Annotated in this window: 26 protein-coding genes; 13 read left to right on the top strand and 13 right to left on the bottom strand. The window is 55.6% G+C overall.

The annotated features are described in order from the left end of the window. Positions 1-68: 68 nt before the first annotated feature. Positions 69-353 carry a hypothetical protein gene (locus W02_RS02150; protein ID WP_173044355.1) on the bottom strand — a complete coding sequence of 95 codons (285 nt, stop codon included), beginning with the start codon at positions 351-353 and terminating at the stop codon, positions 69-71. Between the two features lie 50 nt (positions 354-403). Between W02_RS02150 and W02_RS02145 the strand changes: the two genes are divergently transcribed. Further along, positions 404-1165: an iron-containing redox enzyme family protein gene (locus W02_RS02145; protein ID WP_197742111.1), complete on the top strand. Its 762-nt coding sequence runs from the start codon at positions 404-406 to the stop codon at positions 1163-1165. After that, on the top strand, positions 1158-2048 hold the full coding sequence (locus tag W02_RS02140) for an SUMF1/EgtB/PvdO family nonheme iron enzyme (protein ID WP_173044353.1): 891 nt from the start codon (positions 1158-1160) through the stop codon (positions 2046-2048). The genes W02_RS02145 and W02_RS02140 overlap by 8 nt, the downstream gene beginning before the upstream one ends. On the opposite strand, the gene W02_RS02135 is transcribed toward W02_RS02140, so the two are convergent. The 5 genes from W02_RS02135 to W02_RS21940 all read right to left on the bottom strand — a co-directional run bounded on the left by W02_RS02135 (position 2049) and on the right by W02_RS21940 (position 7117). Beyond that, on the bottom strand, positions 2049-3446 hold the full coding sequence (locus W02_RS02135; protein WP_173044351.1) for a DUF1501 domain-containing protein: 1398 nt from the start codon (positions 3444-3446) through the stop codon (positions 2049-2051). 25 nt (positions 3447-3471) lie between these two features. Then, the gene (locus W02_RS02130; protein WP_173044350.1) at positions 3472-5085 is read right to left on the bottom strand and encodes a DUF1800 domain-containing protein; all 1614 of its coding nucleotides are present in this window, start codon (positions 5083-5085) and stop codon (positions 3472-3474) included. 816 nt (positions 5086-5901) lie between these two features. Continuing rightward, positions 5902-6564, bottom strand: a complete 663-nt coding sequence (locus W02_RS02125; protein ID WP_173044348.1) for a hypothetical protein — start codon at positions 6562-6564, stop codon at positions 5902-5904. Between the two features lie 8 nt (positions 6565-6572). After that, positions 6573-6890, bottom strand: coding sequence for a hypothetical protein (locus W02_RS02120; protein ID WP_173044346.1), 318 nt, complete (start codon positions 6888-6890; stop codon positions 6573-6575). Between the two features lie 2 nt (positions 6891-6892). Then, the gene (locus tag W02_RS21940) at positions 6893-7117 is read right to left on the bottom strand and encodes a zinc ribbon domain-containing protein (RefSeq protein ID WP_173044344.1); all 225 of its coding nucleotides are present in this window, start codon (positions 7115-7117) and stop codon (positions 6893-6895) included. Between the two features lie 69 nt (positions 7118-7186). Here W02_RS21940 and W02_RS02110 point away from each other — a divergent pair, with 69 nt between their 5' ends. The 3 genes from W02_RS02110 (at position 7187) to W02_RS02100 (ending at position 8893) form a co-directional block, all read left to right on the top strand. Further along, entirely contained in the window at positions 7187-7459 is a 273-nt protein-coding gene (locus W02_RS02110; RefSeq protein ID WP_173044342.1) for a hypothetical protein, read from the top strand. Beyond that, on the top strand, positions 7456-8589 hold the full coding sequence (gene hemW, locus W02_RS02105) for a radical SAM family heme chaperone HemW (protein WP_173044340.1): 1134 nt from the start codon (positions 7456-7458) through the stop codon (positions 8587-8589). Before W02_RS02110 ends, hemW begins: the two co-directional genes overlap by 4 nt. A 91-nt stretch (positions 8590-8680) precedes the next feature. Beyond that, positions 8681-8893 (top strand): hypothetical protein, encoded by a 213-nt coding sequence (locus tag W02_RS02100; RefSeq protein ID WP_173044338.1) that lies wholly within the window; start codon positions 8681-8683, stop codon positions 8891-8893. A gap of 46 nt (positions 8894-8939) precedes the next feature. Here the strand turns inward: W02_RS02100 and cax are convergent, their stop codons facing one another. After that, positions 8940-10025, bottom strand: a complete 1086-nt coding sequence (gene cax / locus W02_RS02095) for a calcium/proton exchanger (protein ID WP_197742110.1) — start codon at positions 10023-10025, stop codon at positions 8940-8942. Positions 10026-10036: 11 nt separating this feature from the next. On the opposite strand from cax, the gene W02_RS02090 reads away from it, so the two are divergent. Together W02_RS02090 and W02_RS02085 are read left to right on the top strand one after the other, a co-directional pair. Next, positions 10037-10675, top strand: coding sequence for a hypothetical protein (locus tag W02_RS02090; protein WP_173044336.1), 639 nt, complete (start codon positions 10037-10039; stop codon positions 10673-10675). 34 nt (positions 10676-10709) lie between these two features. Next, entirely contained in the window at positions 10710-11006 is a 297-nt protein-coding gene (locus tag W02_RS02085) for an ATP-dependent Clp protease adaptor ClpS (RefSeq protein ID WP_173044334.1), read from the top strand. A gap of 9 nt (positions 11007-11015) precedes the next feature. Here W02_RS02085 and W02_RS02080 read toward each other — a convergent pair whose 3' ends face one another. After that, positions 11016-11366 carry a hypothetical protein gene (locus W02_RS02080; RefSeq protein WP_173044332.1) on the bottom strand — a complete coding sequence of 117 codons (351 nt, stop codon included), beginning with the start codon at positions 11364-11366 and terminating at the stop codon, positions 11016-11018. 203 nt (positions 11367-11569) lie between these two features. Here W02_RS02080 and W02_RS02075 point away from each other — a divergent pair, with 203 nt between their 5' ends. Beyond that, positions 11570-12244, top strand: a complete 675-nt coding sequence (locus W02_RS02075; RefSeq protein ID WP_173044330.1) for a DUF3386 family protein — start codon at positions 11570-11572, stop codon at positions 12242-12244. Positions 12245-12447: 203 nt separating this feature from the next. Here W02_RS02075 and W02_RS02070 read toward each other — a convergent pair whose 3' ends face one another. The 5 genes from W02_RS02070 to W02_RS02050 are packed head-to-tail and all read right to left on the bottom strand — an operon-like array spanning position 12448 to position 16147. Continuing rightward, on the bottom strand, positions 12448-13170 hold the full coding sequence (locus W02_RS02070; RefSeq protein WP_173044328.1) for a YgcG family protein: 723 nt from the start codon (positions 13168-13170) through the stop codon (positions 12448-12450). Positions 13171-13178: 8 nt separating this feature from the next. Further along, on the bottom strand, positions 13179-13919 hold the full coding sequence (locus W02_RS02065) for a hypothetical protein (RefSeq protein ID WP_173044326.1): 741 nt from the start codon (positions 13917-13919) through the stop codon (positions 13179-13181). Between the two features lie 16 nt (positions 13920-13935). Next, positions 13936-15213, bottom strand: a complete 1278-nt coding sequence (locus W02_RS02060) for an NAD(P)/FAD-dependent oxidoreductase (RefSeq protein WP_173044324.1) — start codon at positions 15211-15213, stop codon at positions 13936-13938. A 3-nt stretch (positions 15214-15216) separates the two neighbouring features. Beyond that, on the bottom strand, positions 15217-15768 hold the full coding sequence (locus tag W02_RS02055; RefSeq protein ID WP_173044322.1) for a phospholipase D-like domain-containing protein: 552 nt from the start codon (positions 15766-15768) through the stop codon (positions 15217-15219). A 1-nt stretch (position 15769) separates the two neighbouring features. Next, complete coding sequence (locus W02_RS02050; protein ID WP_173044320.1) at positions 15770-16147, bottom strand: hypothetical protein; 378 nt, start codon at positions 16145-16147, stop codon at positions 15770-15772. Positions 16148-16297: 150 nt separating this feature from the next. Here W02_RS02050 and thiS point away from each other — a divergent pair, with 150 nt between their 5' ends. From thiS to W02_RS02025, 5 genes are read left to right on the top strand one after another with little or no spacing between them, the layout of a single operon-like run. Further along, positions 16298-16498, top strand: a complete 201-nt coding sequence (thiS, locus tag W02_RS02045; protein WP_173044318.1) for a sulfur carrier protein ThiS — start codon at positions 16298-16300, stop codon at positions 16496-16498. Continuing rightward, a complete protein-coding gene (gene cysK, locus W02_RS02040) occupies positions 16495-17424 on the top strand; it encodes a cysteine synthase A (RefSeq protein ID WP_173044316.1) in 930 nt (309 codons plus the stop codon). The genes thiS and cysK overlap by 4 nt, the downstream gene beginning before the upstream one ends. A gap of 3 nt (positions 17425-17427) precedes the next feature. After that, on the top strand, positions 17428-18240 hold the full coding sequence (locus W02_RS02035) for a molybdopterin-synthase adenylyltransferase MoeB (RefSeq protein ID WP_173044314.1): 813 nt from the start codon (positions 17428-17430) through the stop codon (positions 18238-18240). A gap of 27 nt (positions 18241-18267) precedes the next feature. Beyond that, on the top strand, positions 18268-19518 hold the full coding sequence (gene thrC, locus W02_RS02030) for a threonine synthase (protein ID WP_173051326.1): 1251 nt from the start codon (positions 18268-18270) through the stop codon (positions 19516-19518). Next, positions 19515-19787, top strand: coding sequence for a MoaD/ThiS family protein (locus tag W02_RS02025; protein ID WP_173044312.1), 273 nt, complete (start codon positions 19515-19517; stop codon positions 19785-19787). Before thrC ends, W02_RS02025 begins: the two co-directional genes overlap by 4 nt.

Here is a 19787-nt window from a genome sequence, read left to right as displayed (position 1 = left end):
CAGAGTGATCTCAGTGGCAATGGAAGCGCAGATTCGTTGATTTTCCAGCAGATCCTTCATACACTGGCTCAGGGAGTTTCCGTAATTTGGACGCGACGTTGCTTCCCTGGACCACCGGAGATCGTTAACACGCGCTTCCATTCACGTATCTGGTAAATGGCCCAGGCAGGTGATTGCCCTTTGAAGAAGGCGTCGGGATCCTCCCCGCTGGCATTGAGATAGATGGGTTCGGTAAATCCTTCATCCAACACGTAGTCGAGCAGACATTCCGATACAAAGCCTGACCCACGGAGAGTCACCTCTGACAGGAGATTCAAAATTTCATCGGGATTCTGTACGGTGATTTGTTTCATCGCAGAGTTTCGCCGATTGTAACGAGAGGCGGATGAGGAAGGCAACCGGCATGAACACACAGAGGGACAGGGCACGATTCATGGAGCAACTGTTGTCGATCATGGATCGGAAGCATCATTGGGCGTGGCCGTCGTTTGCAAACGGTTCCGTCGCGCGTCATCAACTGAAGCGACATTTCCAACAGGAATATGAAGTCTACGTAAGAGATTTTCCAGTGCTCCTCGCGCGGGTCCATGGCCAGAACCCTCCCTCTCCCGTGAGGCGGATGCTCGCGGAGAACATCTATGAAGAGGATACGGGAGGTTTGTCTTTGGGGCGCTCGCACCCTGATTTGTTTCTGACCATGATGAAAGGGCTCCGGTTTACCGCCGCTGATTTCGAGAGTATTACATTGCTGCCCGCCGCCCTCCGGTATCGAAACTGGCTCGACCGGTCCGTGATGGATCGTGATTGGGTCGTGGGAGCGGCCACCATGACGGTGTTTGTAGAAGGAAGCGTAAAAGATCGCAAGGAACTGTTGGAAGCTTCCCGGCCCAAGACGGCGAGACAGATTGAATCTGTCATCCGGCAGCATCCTTTGGTCAAGTATCATGGAGTGGCATCGACAGCGATGGATCTGATTCGTGCACATCAAATGGTTGAGGCCGGGCACCGGCATGATGCCTACGATATGGTTGTGAATTATGCGAAGACACAGTCGCAACAACGCGCCGTGCTGTCTTGTCTGCGCACATGTCTCGATCTGTGGCTTCAATACCGGGATGCCGTCGCGAAGGCCTGCGGGATCGAGAAAAACTCAGCCAATGTCTAACTTGCGCCGGGGGCTCTATCTTTGTCCCCTCCTCTGCCTGTACGTGTGGGTTGGCGTTCTCCTCGGCGCAGTGGTCCCCGAAGGTATGGCGCTCGTTCCGGCCGGAGAATTCTTCATGGGTTCTCCTGCGGGCCAGGACGGGTTGCCGGACGAGCATCCCCAGAGGCGTGTGTACATCGGAGCATTTTTCATCGATCAATACGAGACTACGAATCAAGACTATCTGGCCTTCGTCCGCGCCACGGGCCATCGGATGCCCGAAAACAACACACCGGCTTCGACGGTCTGGAAAGATGGAATTCCAATAGAGGGAGTCGAACGTCATCCGGTCTTCAATGTCAGTTGGACCGACGCCGACACCTATTGTCATTGGATTGGTAAACGCCTTCCCACAGAAGCCGAATGGGAAAAGGCCGCGCGCGGTGTGGAAGGGCAACGGTATCCCTGGGGAAATGATTGGGACATCCAAATGGGAAACAGCGCCAGCTATTGGGCCGGTCGCACAGTGCAGTTTGACAGCGGCGCCGACTGGGATGCTTTTTGGATGAAGGGTGAAGGCGCCGCCATCGCCAAAGGCCGAGGCATAAACGGTGAGGTCCTGACCATGCCGGTCGGAAGTTTTCCCTCTGCCGTAAGTCCGTATGGAATATACGACATGGCAGGCAACGTCGCTGAGTGGGTTCAGGACTGGTACGATCCCAACTACTATCGATCCGCTCCATTGACAAATCCTGGCGGTCCCGATCGAGGGGCGATTAAGTCTATGCGAGGCGGCTCTTGGCTCAAACCAGCCGTAAGTCTTCGCGCGGCCGATCGCGATTGGGGAACCATGGACAGCCGGCCGAGCGGGACGGGTTTCCGGTGCGCGAAGGACTCCTATTGATCAGGCGAACAGTCCCACCGGTGTATGAACGTGACCGGGAAGCACGGCCGTAAGCTCCGATGAACTGGCGCCGAAATGATTCGTCAAAATATCCGAGAAAATATCGCGAAATTCCACCGTAGCTGCGATGTAGCGGCCCTGATCGAGATTTGCAGGAGTGAGCGCGGCCGGCCACCCCGCGGCTCCATGGTAGAGGCCGCCTTTCACTGATCCGCCAAGCAGGAACCACACGGTGGCCTTGGCATGGTCGGTTCCTTTACTGGCATTCTGTCGGACTGTTCTCCCGAATTCGGTGCAGGTCACGATCACAACCTTGTTCATCAGCGGGCCAAGGTCATCGTAGAAGGCACGGATACTGCCTGACAAGTCCGCAAGCCGAGCTCCCTGGTTCAAAGCAAATGTGCCTCCTCCGCCTTGATCTTCATGGGTGTCCCAACCTCCAATGTCGATGGTTGCGACTTCCAAACCCAGCCCGGATCGAATAATATGAGCAAGGTCCTTCATCTGGCTTCCAAAGCCGGTGTTCGGATAGATGGCGCCGTTTTGCGGGCTCACCGCTCCTATCGCCTCCAACTCTCCAATGCGATTCAGCATGTCAGGCCCCAACTGGTGAACGAGCGTCCTGAACGGGTTGGTCGATGTGAGAGCGGGATCTTGACCGTACATGGCACGTAGATTGGTCTGAAGAGAGGCTTTCGCCGCATTGAGCCTGGCAAAACTGAGACTGCGAAGGTTGTAAATGGCAGGGACTAGGAGCTGCCCTCGCATCGATCCGGCCACCTGACTCCCGAAGCTCGCTGCCCGAAGGTTGGACGGACCGGCTGCGGCTACAGCGCGAAGATAACGATTCAACCACCCGTCCTGTAGAGAATACACTCCCCGTTCGATCGTATCCTGATCGGTAAAATGCGACTGGGTGGAGCCCAGATATCCCGCCCGAGTCACAATTGCCAATGTCCCATTTGTGTAGAGGTTCAATAAAGGCTGGATGGAAGGGTGCATGGCAAAACCCGTTCCGGGAAGGTCCAATCCTGAACCGTTCCCGGACCCTGGCGGCAGAATCCCTATGCCTCCATTCGTCGCAAGCGGCCGCATGGTGTAATATTCCGGATCGCTGTAGGGCACAATCGTGTTGAGTCCATCGTTGCCGCCGCGTAGGAATACCACGACCAAAGTCTTGCCCGAATTGCTTGCCGCGCGTGCGGTGTCGCCGAAGAAAAATGCGCCGGGGAATAGATTGAGGAGCATCGCGGCGCCGGCCGATCCTGCGACACGGCGCAAGAATGTTCTGCGTGAGAGCAGAGCCAGCGATTCTCCACAGCAACTGCACGAGGGTTCCGGTTCATCGACAGAGACCGGCAAAGGTTCGGGCAAATCTCTTTTTAAGTGAAACGCCATCGCAAGATCTCTCCTTGGGTCTCTTTCACTGATAGAGATAACGTGGGTTGGTTAATATGGTGGCCATTGTCCGATCCAACGCGTCTTCGCGGCTCGTGCTCTTGATATTGAACTCGTTGCTCCCCAATCCGATCCGCAGGGTGCTCAGGTAGAGGTGGTACTCTGTCGACGTGACGACGCGGTCCACTGCCAAGTTCGTGAGAAATCCCAAGATCTGAGGTTCAGTCGTCAGCTCGAGTTCTTCCATCCACGCTCGAATCGATCCATTGCTGCTGGCCGAACCGTATTTGATGACGGAGCCGAAGCCGGCCATGGTTGTTTCATAGGCCATACTGGTTTCGTGAAACAGCACGTTCGTATTGAGCCATTCGATGGCCGTCTCCTTGAATCCCGTCGGCGGTGCGAATTCATATATGGACTGACCGATGGAGACTAGCCGTGCCCTGAATGGGTCACGGGAAGACCATACCCCAAGATTCCGGTATAGCCCGACGAGATACTCCAATGGAGTCTTTATCTGCGCTCGATAATTGACGGCATTCGAAAAGTCCTGCGAGGTGAGAATTGAGATGAGAACTTTCTTGATGTCGCCTCCAGAGTCGGTGAATACCGAAGCAGTTTCGTTGATCAGTGCGGCCGAGGGGAAATCGCTGACGAAATATTCGCACAGTTTTCGGGCCAGGTGGCGGGCGGTGGATGGATGGCGTGCGGCCAGGGTCAAAACGTGTTCCCCTTCGCCGGGACCACTGCCGCTGAATGAAATGGTCTGACCCAAGACCGTTTTCGTTCCTGGGCTATGACGGTTCGACACGAAACGAAAGCCTCCGCGAAGGTCGGCGGTGTTGGTCCATCCGGTGAAGGTTTTCGCGGCTTCGACGATGTCGGCTTGGGTGTAACCGTTCGGAGTACCTTGCGTCGTGACACCGAGCGTGTGGAGTTCCAGCACTTCGCGGGCATAGTTTTCGTTCGGATTTTCCTTCACGTTCACGTCGGTATTGAGGTAGATCATCATGGCGGGACTTTTGCCGCTTGCGAGCAGCAGATCCAGGAACTTGCCGAATGCATGTCTGCGGAAGGCTTCATTTTCCTGCAACTCGTACTGCCCCTTAGCATGCGAGCGATAGTTGGTGTTGAAATGATTGTCCCAGAAATAGGTCATCTTCTCTTTCAATTGGCGGCGGCTGTGTATTTTCCTGAGAAGGTCGAGATCCTGAAGTTGAATGAAGCTCGGTGTGAGAATTGAGGAGTCGCTCACCTCCTGCATCCAATCCCCTTTGTCTGCTGCAATCAGCGCATCGGTGAGGACGTCTTGAATCGCTATAGGCGCAGGCAAGGCTCCTGTGTCGTGCAGATTCGTGGGCCAGGGTTTCGTGGGGTCCAATTCCAACTGCTCTTTCATGAATGCGGTAGACCACGCATGAGCTTCCACTGCGGTTTTCAACGAGGCTGCCATGTTCAGTTGGTTGGGAGTTCCCCCATAGGCCAGACGATTCAATACATGATACGCGAACCAATTCGCCGGAAGGTCGGGAAGGCCACCCTGCGGTGCGGCGAGCGGGGGAGGCAGCGCAGCAATGGGATCTTCAGGAATGAGGGGGGCACCTGTGATCAGCTGTGATATCGCAGGAACTTGTTGCATCAGGCTCCGAAAGGATCGCCCGCGAGGATGTCCGCTTGTAGTTCCTGTTCCTGTGGCCGCTGCCGCATTGGAGGCGGTGGTTCCCGCAGAGTTTGCGAGGCTCGGCAACGATGAAGAGAGAGGAATTGTCGGGGCTACGACGGCCACACCAGCCATCGATCGCAGAGAACTGCCGATTGATCCTTCGAGCGCAGAGGCTTGTGAGGCGCTTGAAGACTCCTTTGTTAATAAAGGGGCACCAGGTTCACGGACAGGCAGCGAAGAAGCGCGGTCAGAGGGTGGAATACTCCGAGTCGTACTTCCGGTGGAACTCTGCGAACGCCTCTTCATCAATCGCCGAGATTTTGTCTCGCGTTGTTTGACGATTTGTCGCTGTTCATGTGCAACGCTTCCCATGGCGCCTCGAAGAGTAACGGGATTGCCCGAATTGTCGAGCGACTTGAGGAGGCTATGCCGGCCGACATCGTCGTCGGCCCAAGCGAGGTGTGTCTCTGTCCCGGGCATACCCGTCAATTGAACAGCGAGACAAAATGTCACGCTGAGTACAATGAGGCGACTCACGAGGCCTGATAATGGTATGAAGTCTGATCTCATGCGTCCCGGCGGCGGCAAAACAGCAAGTCATATGCCTTCTCATAAACGGATAAAATAACAGGCTGGGTTCATAAGATCTTGAAGACCAGATACTTTTTGATCGCCACCAGCGACATAATTTCGCCGGCGGAAGTCATTGTAGAATTTTGCACGGAGAGCGTTCGGATATGGTATGAGCCGTGAAGGAGTGGTCCGATCGTAGATGTACGTATCGGATTGGATTTATTGGATGGAGAAATACGCAATCTGCTCGATTCGCACCACCGGCATGATGAGGCCTCCCCCCTCTTCCTCGTGGGAAAAATCGTAGACGATCGATTCATCCGGAACGAGACGTCCGGACATAATGACTTCGATCTCAAAAGGAGATCCATTCTCCTGTTTCACGCGCAAACGTTCCTGATCCGAAGTCGAAAGCGTGACGCGTAAGTTTGCGGGCACGTCCTCGGGTTTGAAGCGAACGACGCCCCATGCCGTCGAAACGAACTTCGGTCCCAGGGAGACCGCGTATTGTCTCAACCTGTCATCGAAGTTCGACAGTTCGCCAAGCCAGGCGAAGGCGATGTGCCATGAGAGGACCGCTCGACCTTCCCGCTTCGCGTCTCGTTTCCGATTCAAGTCGAACAAGCGGTCGTCATGTCCCGGGTCATGATGCCCGTGGCCATACACGGCTGGCCAATCCGGCGGGCTCTCATCAAGTTCCTTGAGAAATTCCTCGATCGACAACGCATCGAGGAGCATGTGCGTTCCAGACGGGAAAACAGTTCCGACTTTTTCAGAAGAAGAGCCGTGGAGCGGTCCTGTGGTGACCAGATCCTGGGCCCAGCTTTGTGAGTGCGCCATCAGCAGCACGAGCGGGCCGACAATCCAGCACAAGCGTCGCATGATGAAGGCTAACTTGGGAGTTTGGAAACCTGCCGGAAACTTTCCTGCAGCGCGCTCACGGCCGGATGATCGCCTGATATGATGCCCGCCTGGATAATGAGGTCGAGCCGGGGTGTGGGATCGATCCGCTTCAGGGCCGTTCCGGTGAGGGGTTGCTCCTGAATGACCTTCTTGTATGTGGACAACCAGGATTCCGTGATGGCTTTTAATCCCGCATCGGTGGGTTTCATCTTGCCTTGACGGACCTGCTGGAGCAATTTCACAATTGGATCGGACTGGGCGATCATCGAGATGGCTCGTTGAATAACCTGCTCCTCGGCATCCACGGTCAATTCCTTGAACAGGATCCCGGGCCTCGAGGATCCCCGCAACTGCCACAAGCGCCGGAACCGCCCGCAGGGGTCCAGCTTCCGGTTGCGCCGACGCCAAATGCAGAGAACTGCTTGTCGAGACTGGTCGTTTGACATTGCGGACACGCGGCGTTGGTTGAGGTCTGGACAAGCAACTCAAACCGGTGATTGCATTCGCGACACACATATTCGAATATGGGCATGGGTGAACTCCTTTCGTGAGCGTATTATAAAAGCGGGCTTTGGGCTTCGCAATCCTCTGGAGTACCATAATGTATCAGGAAGAAAAAACATTTCTCATGAGGTTTACTCTCGAAGCCTCCTTCCCGGATGATTATGAGGGTGACGTGGACAATCTTGTTTGGCTTCAGGAATGGGAAGCGCGAATCAAGCCTGAACTCATGAAGCTGATATTTGAGTCCCTCCGCCGGCATCCGTCGTGGAAATCGAGGATCCGAAATCGCGGAGCGTCTCCTGCTGACGAGGTGGAGATCGTTCTGGCGCGGGATTACGGAGAGCCACAACCATTCAACATCCTGACATGATCCATCCGGTCGGTCTGTACATTCACATTCCATTTTGTCGCCAACGGTGCGACTTCTGCGCATTTTACCTCGAGATTCATCGGGAACAGGCCGCAGCGGCCTTCCTCAATGCGCTGAAAAAGGAAATGGCGATCCATGCGGATGGAGAGCGCCTCGGGGGCCGGATCCTTCAATCCGTGTATGTGGGCGGAGGCACGCCGACAGTGCTTTCATGTGGGCAACTGACCGCGATCCTGGAAGAAGTGCGCAAACGATTCATCCTTGAACCGATGTGCGAGATCACCGTGGAAGCGCATCCTGGAACGGTCACCCGCGACTATCTTCTGGGTCTTGCTGACGCGGGCGTCACCAGAGTCAGTTTCGGTGCCGAGTCCATGGAGAACGATGAGTTACGGGCAGTCGGCCGACCCGGTGACGAATCCCAAACGGTTCGAGCCGTCATCCATGCCTACAAAGCCGGCATCATGAACGTGAATCTCGATCTGATGTTCGGTCTGCCGGGACAAACTGTCGAAAGTTGGCGGAGTAGTCTCAGGGGCTGCTTAGATACTGGCGCGAGTCACTTGTCTTGCTATGCATTGACGATCGAGGCAGGAACTCCTTTGGCCCGCCAGGTTCGTATGAACCTCGCCAAGGTCGCCGACGAACCGCTTCAAATTGCCATGGAAGAACTCGCCCAATCGATTCTGGAAGACCATGGTTTCGAGCGATATGAAATTTCCAATTATGCTCGGCCTGATTTTGCTTGCCGGCACAACCTTCTTTATTGGACGGGTGGCGACTATTTGGGCTTGGGCCCCAGCGCGCAATCGTTGGTCGACGGCGTGAGATTCGGCAATGTTGCCGATCTTGGCAAATACGGTCAGGTTCTTCGCGACGGTGTTCTTCCAATTGAAGAGGAGTGCCGGTTATCTCTTGAAGAGCAGCATCGAGACCGTGTGATATTTGGACTGCGCCTGCTCCGCGGGGTGGCAACGGAAGGTCTTTACAGGCATGTCTCTAATTACGGCTACGCGCATGTGATGCGTGAGCTGTACGATCGACGCCTGCTCGAAGATACTCCTCTCGGCACAAGACTCACCAGATTTGGAAGGCTCCAAGCCGATGGCATAGCCGAGATGTTGTATTAGATGCCGGAGCGCCCCGAACATACAGCCTGATTCGCTCCGTTGACTTTAGGGCTCCCCTGAGAGGACACTGGGTTCACACAATGGAGGATGCATGCCGGTTAACATGGACCCTGCAAAAAAGCGCCGTCGAGGTCAGCCGGATAGATTGGATTCTGGGTCCGGGGATGAAACGGCCCCGAATCATCAGAAGAAGAACGACACGTTCGGTGAGGAGACTGAGGAAGATCGGTTCAAGGCGCTGGCGGACGCTGAAAAGAAAAACTTGTGGGACGCCACCGAAGTAATAGATATGGATACGTTTTGAGGAGCAGGTTTCGGAAGCGCCCTGCATAAGAACCCGAGCCTGATGGTCAGGCCGGCAGAAAATAGAACGCGATCGCAAGCATCGTATAGACTCCGACCAACATGACGCCTTCCATCCAATGCGACTCACCGTCCATGGACACGAACCCCACAATGAGCACCGAAACCGTGATCGCGGCCACTTCGAATGGCGTGAAAATCAGATCCAGCGGGCTCCCGAAAAGGTAGCTGGCGAACACCAGAATCGGGGCAATCAACAGGGCAATTTGGAGGCTGGAGCCCACGGCGATTCCTAACGCCAGATCCATCTTGTTTTTCATGGCCACCATTACAGCGGTCGAATGCTCCGCCGCATTGCCGACAAGCGCGACCAGAATCACTCCGACAAACACCTGCGTCATGCCGAGGCGCTCGGCCGCCGGCTCCAACACCCCGACTAAAATCTCGCTCATGACCGCGATCAGGATCGTGACACACGTCAGCACGGAAATGGCAAGCTTACGGCTCCATGCTGCCTCATCCAGATGGGTATCACCGGCAAAGACGTGTCGATGAGTCTTTAAGGAAAAGATGAGGTTTAAGATATAAATCATGAATAGCACGATTGAAATTTCAAGACTTACTTCTCGCTCAACTGCCGCTCCCCGATCCGATGCGGTGACATGGAAGAGCGCTGGAATAATCAATCCAACCGCGGCAAGCAGGAGCAGACTGGCTCCCATTCCGGCAGCCGTTTGATTGAACTTCTGGCGTTCGAATTTCATGCCCCCTGCGATCATGGATGCGCCGAGAACCAGCAGAATATTGCCGAGGATCGAGCCTGTCAGGGAGGCTTTTACGACGTCATGGAGTCCTTCGCGCAAGGCTGCCAGTGCAATAATCAATTCCGCCGCGTTCCCGAGTGAAGCATTGAGCAGCCCCCCGATGCCCGCCCCGACATGGGCCGAAAGATGCTCAGTTGCCCGTCCCAGCATGCCTGCGAGAGGAATAATTGCCAGAGAAGCGGAAGCGAAGATCAGCAGGGGGTCTGCATGAAGCACTTCAAGAACAATAGTTGCGGGGACGAAAACGAGCAGGAGATCGAGCCACGAGGTCCAAATAGTCGTCATCGTCGGAAAGTTAGCATGAGGCATGAGCTTTGTCGATGAAAGCGACGGAAGGACCGCACGTCCTCTTTTATCCGTTTCATCTGTGTCATCAGGACACGCTTGATCGGTTGCTGATACGGTTTCAGAGCGTCCACTTCAGAGATTTCATGGCGTTGAAGCTGACTCCCCTGGCCGGACTCACGGCCTTCGAGGACCGGATGGGTGACCACCTACCAGAGTTGGTTGCAGCTGGAAGGATTGTGCAAGGATATGATGTCAGTGGCGCATTGTCGCCGGAGGTTGAGAGCGCCGTGGATCGCGATCTCTCCGACCCTGTGTGGCGGACATGGTTTCATGCCGCACTGTCTGCCGACAGGAGGTTTCAACGAGGACTCTCGCTGGAGGCTCCGCCGGCATCGATGATCCAGGGCGGGATCCAAGCACATCCATTCTCCGTGCGGGAAATCCGTGCAGGCTCGGGACAGGCGGCGAATATTATCGGAGAGGGTCGGTGGGACTATGGTCTCGCATTAGTGAAAACGTCAGCCGCACTGGTGTATACATACCGACTCGCTCTTATGCACGGACTGCAAGTGGCTACCGACTCCTCGGCCCACTATGCCCTGTTTGAACGCTCATGCTGTCGCGAAGGAATCCGGGTTCCCAATCATCTGCTCACCCGCGTAGGATATTAACCACCGTATCCGAACTCTGTTAAGATTTCGTTCAATGGCTGAATCTCCATCACCCGTCGCCGTCCCAGTCGAAACAGAAGTTCCTTCCACCGGCGCTGGAGACGGGCTGGATGCCCGGGTCATCGTCTACAATTGCGACTGTCACACCTACCAGCAGGTCATCGCCTTATTCTGCGCCTGTATTCCAGGTATGAATCCGTCCAAGGCATTCGAACTTGCTTGGAAGATCGACCATGATGGAGAGGCGGTGGTCTTTACCGGAGGGGTAAAGCAGGCGGAGGAAATCGCGGGTAAGCTCGGAGGAGGAGGACTGCGGGTCGCTGTTCAATAAGCAGGATCGTCACTTTTTGTGTTTCTTAGGTGCGTGCTTTCGATCACCTCCGTTCTTGTTCTTGACTGCGTGAGAAGCCTGCACAGGGGTCCGGCTCGGTTTGATTGAGGCATGCTTCGCCGTCGAACCTCTGGACTGTTTTCCTTGGGCCAACTTGTTCTGAGCCAATTTAGCCTGGAGCTTGTGCGTGCTTGCCGCTCGATTCAGCTTGCTGACCATATCATTGTTGTACACCCGCACTTGATACAGTTCGAAGAGTTTGGCCACCGCTTTTTGGTCGCCCTTTTTGGCCGCATTCAACAACCGGCGGCGCTGATTCATTTCTTCTTCTTCCGTATGTGACGCTGCGCGTCGCTCCATCTCCGACTCCTCATCAGGGTGGCCGATCAGACCGGATGTTTCATTGCTTCCGACCGGTTAAAAACCGGTGAACTATAGCAGAGTTGGAAAAATTTTCAACATGCCGGTTGTAAGCCTGCTATGATGCCGCTCCGTTGAGCTGTGATCCCGTCCATCGTTATAATGCACAATACTTATCATGTGTCACATTGGGAGGCTAAATCATGGAAACTCATCAGAAGGAAACGTCCACGGCGACAGATGATCCCCGTGCCCGCGAAGCCTTGCGCCGCGCGTTTGACAACACGGCCAGATGGCAACCTGATTTCAAGGGCTTTACCGCCGATCTCACGGTTAACCTGAATGGAAAAACCATCACCGGGCCGATCATCGTCAAGGGACCCCGTGAAGTGTCGGTGCAACTTTCCGACGGCGACGTTCAGAAATGGGCGCAGGAGCAACTGGGCATGATGGCCGTGCACCGAGGACCGAGAAGCTTCGAGGAGTCGGACGGGAAATATGCATTGACCATGGAAGATGACGGCCATCCCCTCGGTATCAAATTACACATCCATGGGTCGCATTCCTTCTACCGCCTCAAGGACGACCGTATTACTCAAATCAACCGCAAAATGGCTCATCCGGGGATGAACCCGTTTGCCTTTACCATCAACGTGGAAGAGAGTGCCGTGACGCAGGACCGGAAGAATCTCACGACGAAATATACCGTGTACTACTATTCGCCGACAGACGGAAAGCTGAACAACGTCGAAAGTTTCACGGACTCCCATGTGCGTGTCGGGTCTTCAGATCTGCCGGCGACCAGACGGATCATCAGTTTTGAAAACGGACAGGTGACGGTGAAGAACCTGACATTCACCAATCACAAGCTTCTGTAGAGGTGACTCGGACGCCTGATGTAGGATCTGAAACGCTTTGCCTGGACCCACGACGCGGTTGTCGCGTCGTGGTGCGCCGGCGTGAGGCCCGTCATCTCAGGAATTTGGTCTGTGTGTTACCGGCACGACGATGGCTGGGAAGGAATCCGGCTGCGGCATGACATGGCAATACGAATATGTGACGCGATCTCCAGTATGAACGGTTACCGGTAGCCCTCTCCGCTCGTTCCTCCTCCGAATCCTCCCCAGTTTCCACCGAACCCGCCCTGTCCGGTCCCCCAATATTCACTCTTTCGGATTCGTCCATACGGATGACGCAAATCCGGCCGGCTGATCCACCAGAGAAACGATATCGCTCCGATACTCGTGAACAGTGTGATCCAGAATCCAACGTTCCTGAAGTGATTTTTTGAGAGCGATCCAACGCGAACGTCTTGCGAGACGGAGGCCAATGCGACCACGGTTCGGTACAGACCCTCCCCGAAATGCCCGCGTTCAATGGACGGATAGAGATATTCGCTCCCCACTTGGTTCATGACCGCCGGTGTCACGATCGGGAGCATTTGACGACCGAGCGTCATCGCGGCCTGCCGCTCTTCGACGGCGACCAAGATCAAGATCCCGTGTTCCTGCTGGGTGGAGCCGATGCCCCACTTTTCGTAGATTGCAGTGGCATAGTCATTTGCGGAGCCGAACGGTTTGATTGTGGGCACCGTGACGACGATCATTTCCACTCCGGTCTTGCGTTCCAGATCCTGGTTCACGGACCGGATGCGGGCCTTCCAATCGTCTTCCAGAATCTTCGCATGGTCGCTCACATACCCCAGCGGATCTGGGAGCTTGATCTTCGGGCGATCATAAGGCACCGCCTGCGCCACCGTGGCGGTCAGGAGCAGTAATGACAACAGAACAAAGAGTCGGGGCATGGATTGTCCTACCAGGTCGCCACGGCCTCGGCCAACGATCCGGCGGCTTGCAAGTATCGATCGAACAACCTCGGAATTTCTCCGGGACCGGGCGTAATCTGACCACGTTTGAGCATCAACGCATCGTGAAACCCTTGCAGATCGATCTTCAGGTAGGCCGCCACATCCGCGATTACCGCGTCCGACTGTGAAAGGACCGCTCTCCCTGCAATGCGTTGGAGACCGCGAAGAAGCGGTATGGTGGACGTGATCGAGAGCGGCAGCAGAATCGTTACGGCGTCATTTGAGCCTCCGCCCTCGGCGAAGCGCTGGCGCACACGGAGGATATGGCCCGTCAAGCCCTGCACGACCTGATCTTTGAGGCGTCCCGTTTGCACGTGAAAGCCGACGAAGGGATCGCGTCCGCCAAGCACGCGATGATGTTCCTGAATTTCAAGGAACTCGAGCGGAAATATCGACGAGCTGAGGAGCAGTTCCTGTTCGGTCAGGAACAACGGGACCACGACCTGCTCTTTGCTCCAGCGTTTGTGAATCGGAGCATAGGCCTTCAACAAGGCGGCATCGTACCCGGTGAAGAGCAACAGCATGTTCAGATTGGAGCGTCCGGGAAGAAATTCTCCCCGCACGGCGCTTCCATAAATGATCAGCCCCTCGAGGCGCTCGCCATAGGCTGACTTCACATCCTTCGCATAATTCTGCAGGAGGCGTTGATAGTCGTCGGGTAAGCCGTCGATGATGCGTTCCCTCATGGCCGGTGCATTCCTGTCAAGAATACTGTTGTTGAGGTGCGCGGCCTGCTCGAACGTCAGGCAGAAATCCGGCGGCGATGACGCGGTCGAGCAGACTGAACGGAGCCGTTGTCCGCAATCCTGCCGTGGTGGACAAGACTTGATGCCGCAACCTGGAATTGCGGTCCAGCGTGCGGAATACCCGATCACGCAAGAACGCCACGATGGGATTGCCGGTATTCCAATAGAACACCTGTTGATCGGCCAAGTGCTGGAGCATCGTCACGTGCGGCCGCCTTGCCGTCTCGAATCCGCGCAAGCGGTTGGCCGTACAGTCATGATCCGTGAGACATGCGGGCAGAAGATCGGCAAGCGTCATCGCGTCCACCATGGCCTGCATACGTCCCTGCGACGCATGCGGATTCATGGCGTGGGCCGCATCTCCAATGATAACGGCTCCGTCGGCGACCCACGTGGGCGTCCTCACACGTCCGGTGGGCATATAGGCGGTCTGGTTCCAGTCCTGCAAGTTCGCAAAGAGCGGTTCGAACTGGGGGGCGATGGCGGTCCACTCCTTCTGCAGCCGGGCGATTCCGCGCTGTTTGATTGCATCCATCGATCCGTTCCGAATCATATAAAAGAGGTATGCTTTCGAGCCTGTGGCAGGAAATAACCCCAAAATCTGATGGTGCCCGACGTAGTAAAACGATTCATTGAGCGGATTCGGTGCATCGACGATAGCGATCAGATAGGCCTGAGGATAAAGGTGGATGTCTGTCGATATTCCCATCGCCTCACGCACATTTGAAAAGGCTCCGTCCGCGCCCACGACCACCTGTGCCCGGATGGTGTGCGCTCCTTCTGGACCATTGGCGGTCAATCCGATTATGCGCCGCCCCTCCCGGATCAACCCCGTGAAAGATGTCGCATATTGCCATCGAGCCGCCGGCTGCTGCTCGATGGCCTTCACGATGGCATGGTGCGCGACGTTGGGCAAGGTGACGACAGCCCGATTATAAGGCTCCGGCAAGTCGCCGTAATCGATCGTGCAAAGCCGCTTTCCGCCGGCCCGGCAAAAGTTGAACAGACGGACGGTGCGTGTCGCATCGGCAGGGAGGGAGTGCAGCACTCCCAATCGGTCAAGTATGCGCTGACCATTCGGCTGAAGGATTTCACCACGGAGACCCTGCGGCGGTCCGGGGACCTGATCGAGTACAATCGTGCGGATACCCTTTTGCGCCAAAGCGAGGGCCAGAACCGCCCCGCCTCCCCCAGCTCCGACGACCGCCACATCGGTCTCAATTGCGCCGATCATCCCTCAATCCTCGATCCACGGCCGATATCTGGCGGTGTCATTCCACATCGCAAGAAATTTCTCCCGTGCCTTGACGGCTGTTCGCCGGTCGGTCACGACATCGAGTCGTTCGTCATTATACCGATTCCCGCTGGTCGTATGGTTCATCGATCCGTTCGCAGTGACGTCATCGTCGATGACGACCTGTTTGAGGTGCATCAACCCGTCGTGGCGGTTGACGCGGATCGGTATTCCGGCCAGGCGGAGGGTTCGCAACGCGCTCCGTTGTTTCGGTTCTTCGGAACGTTCCTGATCAGTGATCATCCGCACATCAATGCCGCGCTTCTTGGCCGTCACCAGGGCTTGCACTGCCGGCGGATAGGTCAGACCGTACACTGCCACATGGATGTATTGCCTGGCCCGGCCGTAGAGTTCGATGACTCGATCGAGCGGATGGTCTTCCGGCGCGTAATAGACTTCGATAGATATTCCCCAGACAGGGGAAGTCTGAAGCGGCAGAGCGAGGGCAAGGATAAGTCCAAGAGTCCTGATTATTGGCGGACGTCGGCCAACCATCTCATTCGATTTCGAACAGCATCTTGAAATGATCGTCCGTAGATTCCCAGGCGGCAGGTGCCCGCTCGGATAGCCAGGCCCGGAGGAAGTGCTTCTGGCCGGGGGTCAGTAGTTGTTTGATCTGATGGGTACGTCCCTGCAGCGGCTGGAGGAATCCGACTCTCTTGTGAAAATCCAGCATGGCGGTCCGTACATAAAGGCTGGTATAGGCAGAAGGAATCTCGTCCTCCCCGTCGCCTTGAATCCAGACAGATAAAAACTTCTCTAATTGCAATCCCGCGCTGTCCATAGCCGGATCCGTTTCGTGAAATAGTTCATTCTCGGACTCTTTGAGAGGAGCGGCCTCGGTCGCGCGAAACATGAAATTGTGTTTCCACATTGATCATAGCCTCCGGCGGGAACGCATACTGGATGGGCGATGCCGACAAAGTCAAGATAGCAGGGACTCCGTTCGTAACCTTGACATTTCTGAATACGGTTTGTTAGTCTGTCCAAATTCTTTAAATACTGGGCCAAGTTAGGAGATTTCATGCAGGTCAAGATCAATGGAAAGGCTGAAGAGATTACAGGGGGAACTGTCCTCGACATCCTGAAGTCCAAACAGATCGAGCCGCAAATGGTCGCTGTGGAGATCAACGACGCTATGGTTGATCGAGACAACTTGTCCACGACTCAGCTCAAAGAAGGCGATCGATTGGAATTTCTGTTTTACATGGGGGGCGGACGGTGACCGCCGCGCTTCATAAAGAGATTACCGAACTTGTCGGACGCACTCCGCTGATCCGCTTGAATCGTCTTTCAAAGCCCGGTAGTGCCACTATCTACGGGAAAGTGGAATTTTTCAACCCCGGTGGGAGTGTCAAAGATCGCATTTGCCTCAACATGATCAATGAGGCAGAGCGCCAGGGTAAACTGAAACCGGGAGGGACGATCGTCGAACCGACGAGTGGCAATACCGGTATCGGACTTGCGCTGATGGCTGCCGTCCGGGGCTATAAATTGATCCTCGTCATGCCAGAGAGCATGAGCATGGAACGGGCGAGTCTGTTGTCGTCATACGGCGCACAACTCGTATTGACGCCGGCGTGGGAAGGGATGAAAGGATCGATACGGGAAGCGGAAAGTTTGCTGGCACAGAATCCGTCATACTTCATGCCCGATCAGTTTTCGAATCCGGCCAATCCGGCCGCCCATCGCATGACGACGGCTCCGGAGATTTTGGACGCGCTGAATGGTAAGATCGATGCATTCGTCGCTGCCGTGGGAACCGGCGGGACGATCACCGGCTGCGGAGAGGTCTTTAAAGAGAAGAATCCAGACATAAAAGTGATCGCCGTAGAGCCGGCAGGTTCCCCGGTTCTTTCGGGCGGAAATCCCGGGCCGCATAAAATTCAGGGCATCGGCGCGGGGTTTATTCCCAAGGTGCTCAACCAGAAGATTCTCGACCGGGTCATGACCGTGACGGATGATGAGGCGTACCAGACCGCGAAACAGCTCTCGAAACGGGAAGGATTGCTGGTCGGGATCTCGGCCGGGGCGAACGTCTTCGCCGCCCAAAAAATTGCGGATGAACTCGGGCCGGGAAAGAATGTCGTGACGATTCTCTGCGATACGGGCGAGCGGTACATCAGCATCGAAAAATATTTCAATATCTGAACCATGGAATTCACCGAAGAACAAATCTCGCGGTATAGCCGGCACATTCTTTTGCCAGAAGTTGGTGGGAAGGGTCAGAGGAAGATCGCCAAGGCAAAAATTCTCCTGGTCGGAGCCGGAGGACTCGGGTCTCCGGCCGCGCTGTATCTTGCCGCTGCCGGGGTCGGAAGAATCGGTTTGATCGACAGCGATGTCGTGGACTTGACCAACCTCCAGAGACAAATTCTTCACCACACGCCGGATGTCGGTCGTCCCAAGGTTCTTTCTGGAAAGGAAAAGATCCTGGCGCTGAATCCCGATGTAGCGGTGTCGATGTATGAAGAACGGCTGACGGCCGGCAATGCACTGAAGATATTCCAGGACTATGATGTCGTGATCGACGGAGTAGACAATTTTACGGCGAAATTCCTGATCAACGATGCCTGTTATTTCGCAGATAAGCCGCTTGTGCATGGCGGGATTCTCCGTTTCGATGGCCGCATCACGACGATCATTCCGAAAAAATCAGCCTGTTACCGCTGCGTGTTCAAGAAACCGCCACCGTCCGGACTAGTTGCCACCTGCCAGGAAGCCGGTGTCATCGGTGTACTGGCCGGGATCATCGGGACGATTCAGGCGACAGAAGCCTTGAAACTGGTGTTGGGAATCGGACAACTGTTGACTAATCGACTGCTGGACTTTGACGCCAGGAAGACTCAATTCAGAGAGATCAACGTAAAGCGCAATCCCAACTGTTCCTTGTGCGGTGAACATCCGACCATTACCGAGCTATTCGACGACGGAGATCCGTTTGCCGGCTGTGCCGTACGACCGTAACCACAGACTTTCGAAGGCGGTGTCATGATGGCCAAGATGAAAGCGCTCGTGTGCCGTGAGTGCGGAAAAGAATATCCGACGAAAGCGATTCACGTCTGCGAGATGTGTTTCGGCCCGCTCGAGGTCAAATACAACTACGACGAGATCAAGAAAACCGTGTCGCGGAGCAAGATCGAGAATGGTCCACGGAGCATGTGGCGGTACGCCGATTTGCTTCCGGTCGAAGGACCGAGCTTTCTGGGCCCGCATGCCGGTTTCACGCCTCTCGTCCGTGCCAAGAATCTGGGGGCGTATCTCGGGCTCGATGAGCTGTATATCAAGAACGACACGGTCAACCATCCGACACTGTCGTTCAAAGATCGCGTCGTCGCCGTCGCGTTGACACGTGCGCGCGAGCTGGGGTTCGAAACCGTGGCCTGCGCGTCGACCGGCAACCTGGCCAATTCGGTCGCGGCCCATGCCTCTGCGGCCGGCATGCGGTGCTACGTCTTCATTCCCGGCGATCTCGAAGCGGCAAAGGTTCTCGGCAATCTGATCTACAAGCCGAACGTGGTCGAGATCGAGGGAAATTACGATGATGTCAACCGGCTCTGCAGTGAAATCGCCGGGGAACATGGCTGGGCTTTCGTGAACATCAACATTCGTCCCTACTACGCCGAAGGATCGAAAACTCTTGCCTTCGAGACGGTCGAGCAGTTGGGCTGGCGCACGCCGGATCAGGTCGTCATTCCGATGGCCTCCGGTTCGCTGTTGACGAAGATCTGGAAGGGTTTGCATGAGATGAAGGCATTGGGATTGGTTGACGAGGTACGGACGCGCATCAATGGCGCCCAAGCCGAAGGCTGTTCCCCGATCTCCACGGCGTTCAAAGCCGGGCGCGACTTTTTCAAGCCGGTCAAACCCAAGACCATTGCCAAGTCGTTGGCGATTGGAAACCCCGCCGACGGCTACTATGCTTTGAAGGCGACTGCTGAGAGCCAGGGGGCGATGGATATGGTGTCCGATGAAGAAGTGGTCGAGGCGATCAAGCTGCTCGCGCAGACGGAGGGGATTTTCGCCGAGACGGCGGGAGGCGTGACCGTCGGCGTGTTGAAGAAGCTCGTCAAGCAAGGCACGATCAAGAAATCAGATGTCACGGTGGCGTACATCACGGGCAACGGCCTGAAGACGCAGGAAGCGGTCATTGATGCAGTTGGCCGGCCGGTTCGCATTCAACCGAGCCTGGTCGCATTCGAGAAAACATTCAAGATGGGGAAAAACGGTGGTGGTGACGCATGATTAAGGTACGTATTCCGACCCCGCTTCGTCCTCTGACGAAGGGACAGGGGGAAGTCGAGGCTCAAGCCGGTACGATCGCGGGGATGATCGATACATTGAATCAAGCCCATCCGGGGATCAAAGACCGCTTATGCGATGAGAGCGGCGAACTCCGGCGTTTCGTCAACATCTATGTCAACGAGGAAGACATTCGCTTCCTGAAGGGCAAAGACACTTCGCTCAGCGATGGGGATGAAGTGTCCATCGTGCCCGCCATCGCGGGAGGGTAA

Source organism: Nitrospira sp. KM1 (genome assembly GCF_011405515.1).
In the GTDB taxonomy this organism is placed as follows: Bacteria; Nitrospirota; Nitrospiria; order Nitrospirales; family Nitrospiraceae; genus Nitrospira_C.
This window is presented reverse-complemented; position numbering and strand designations above follow the sequence as displayed.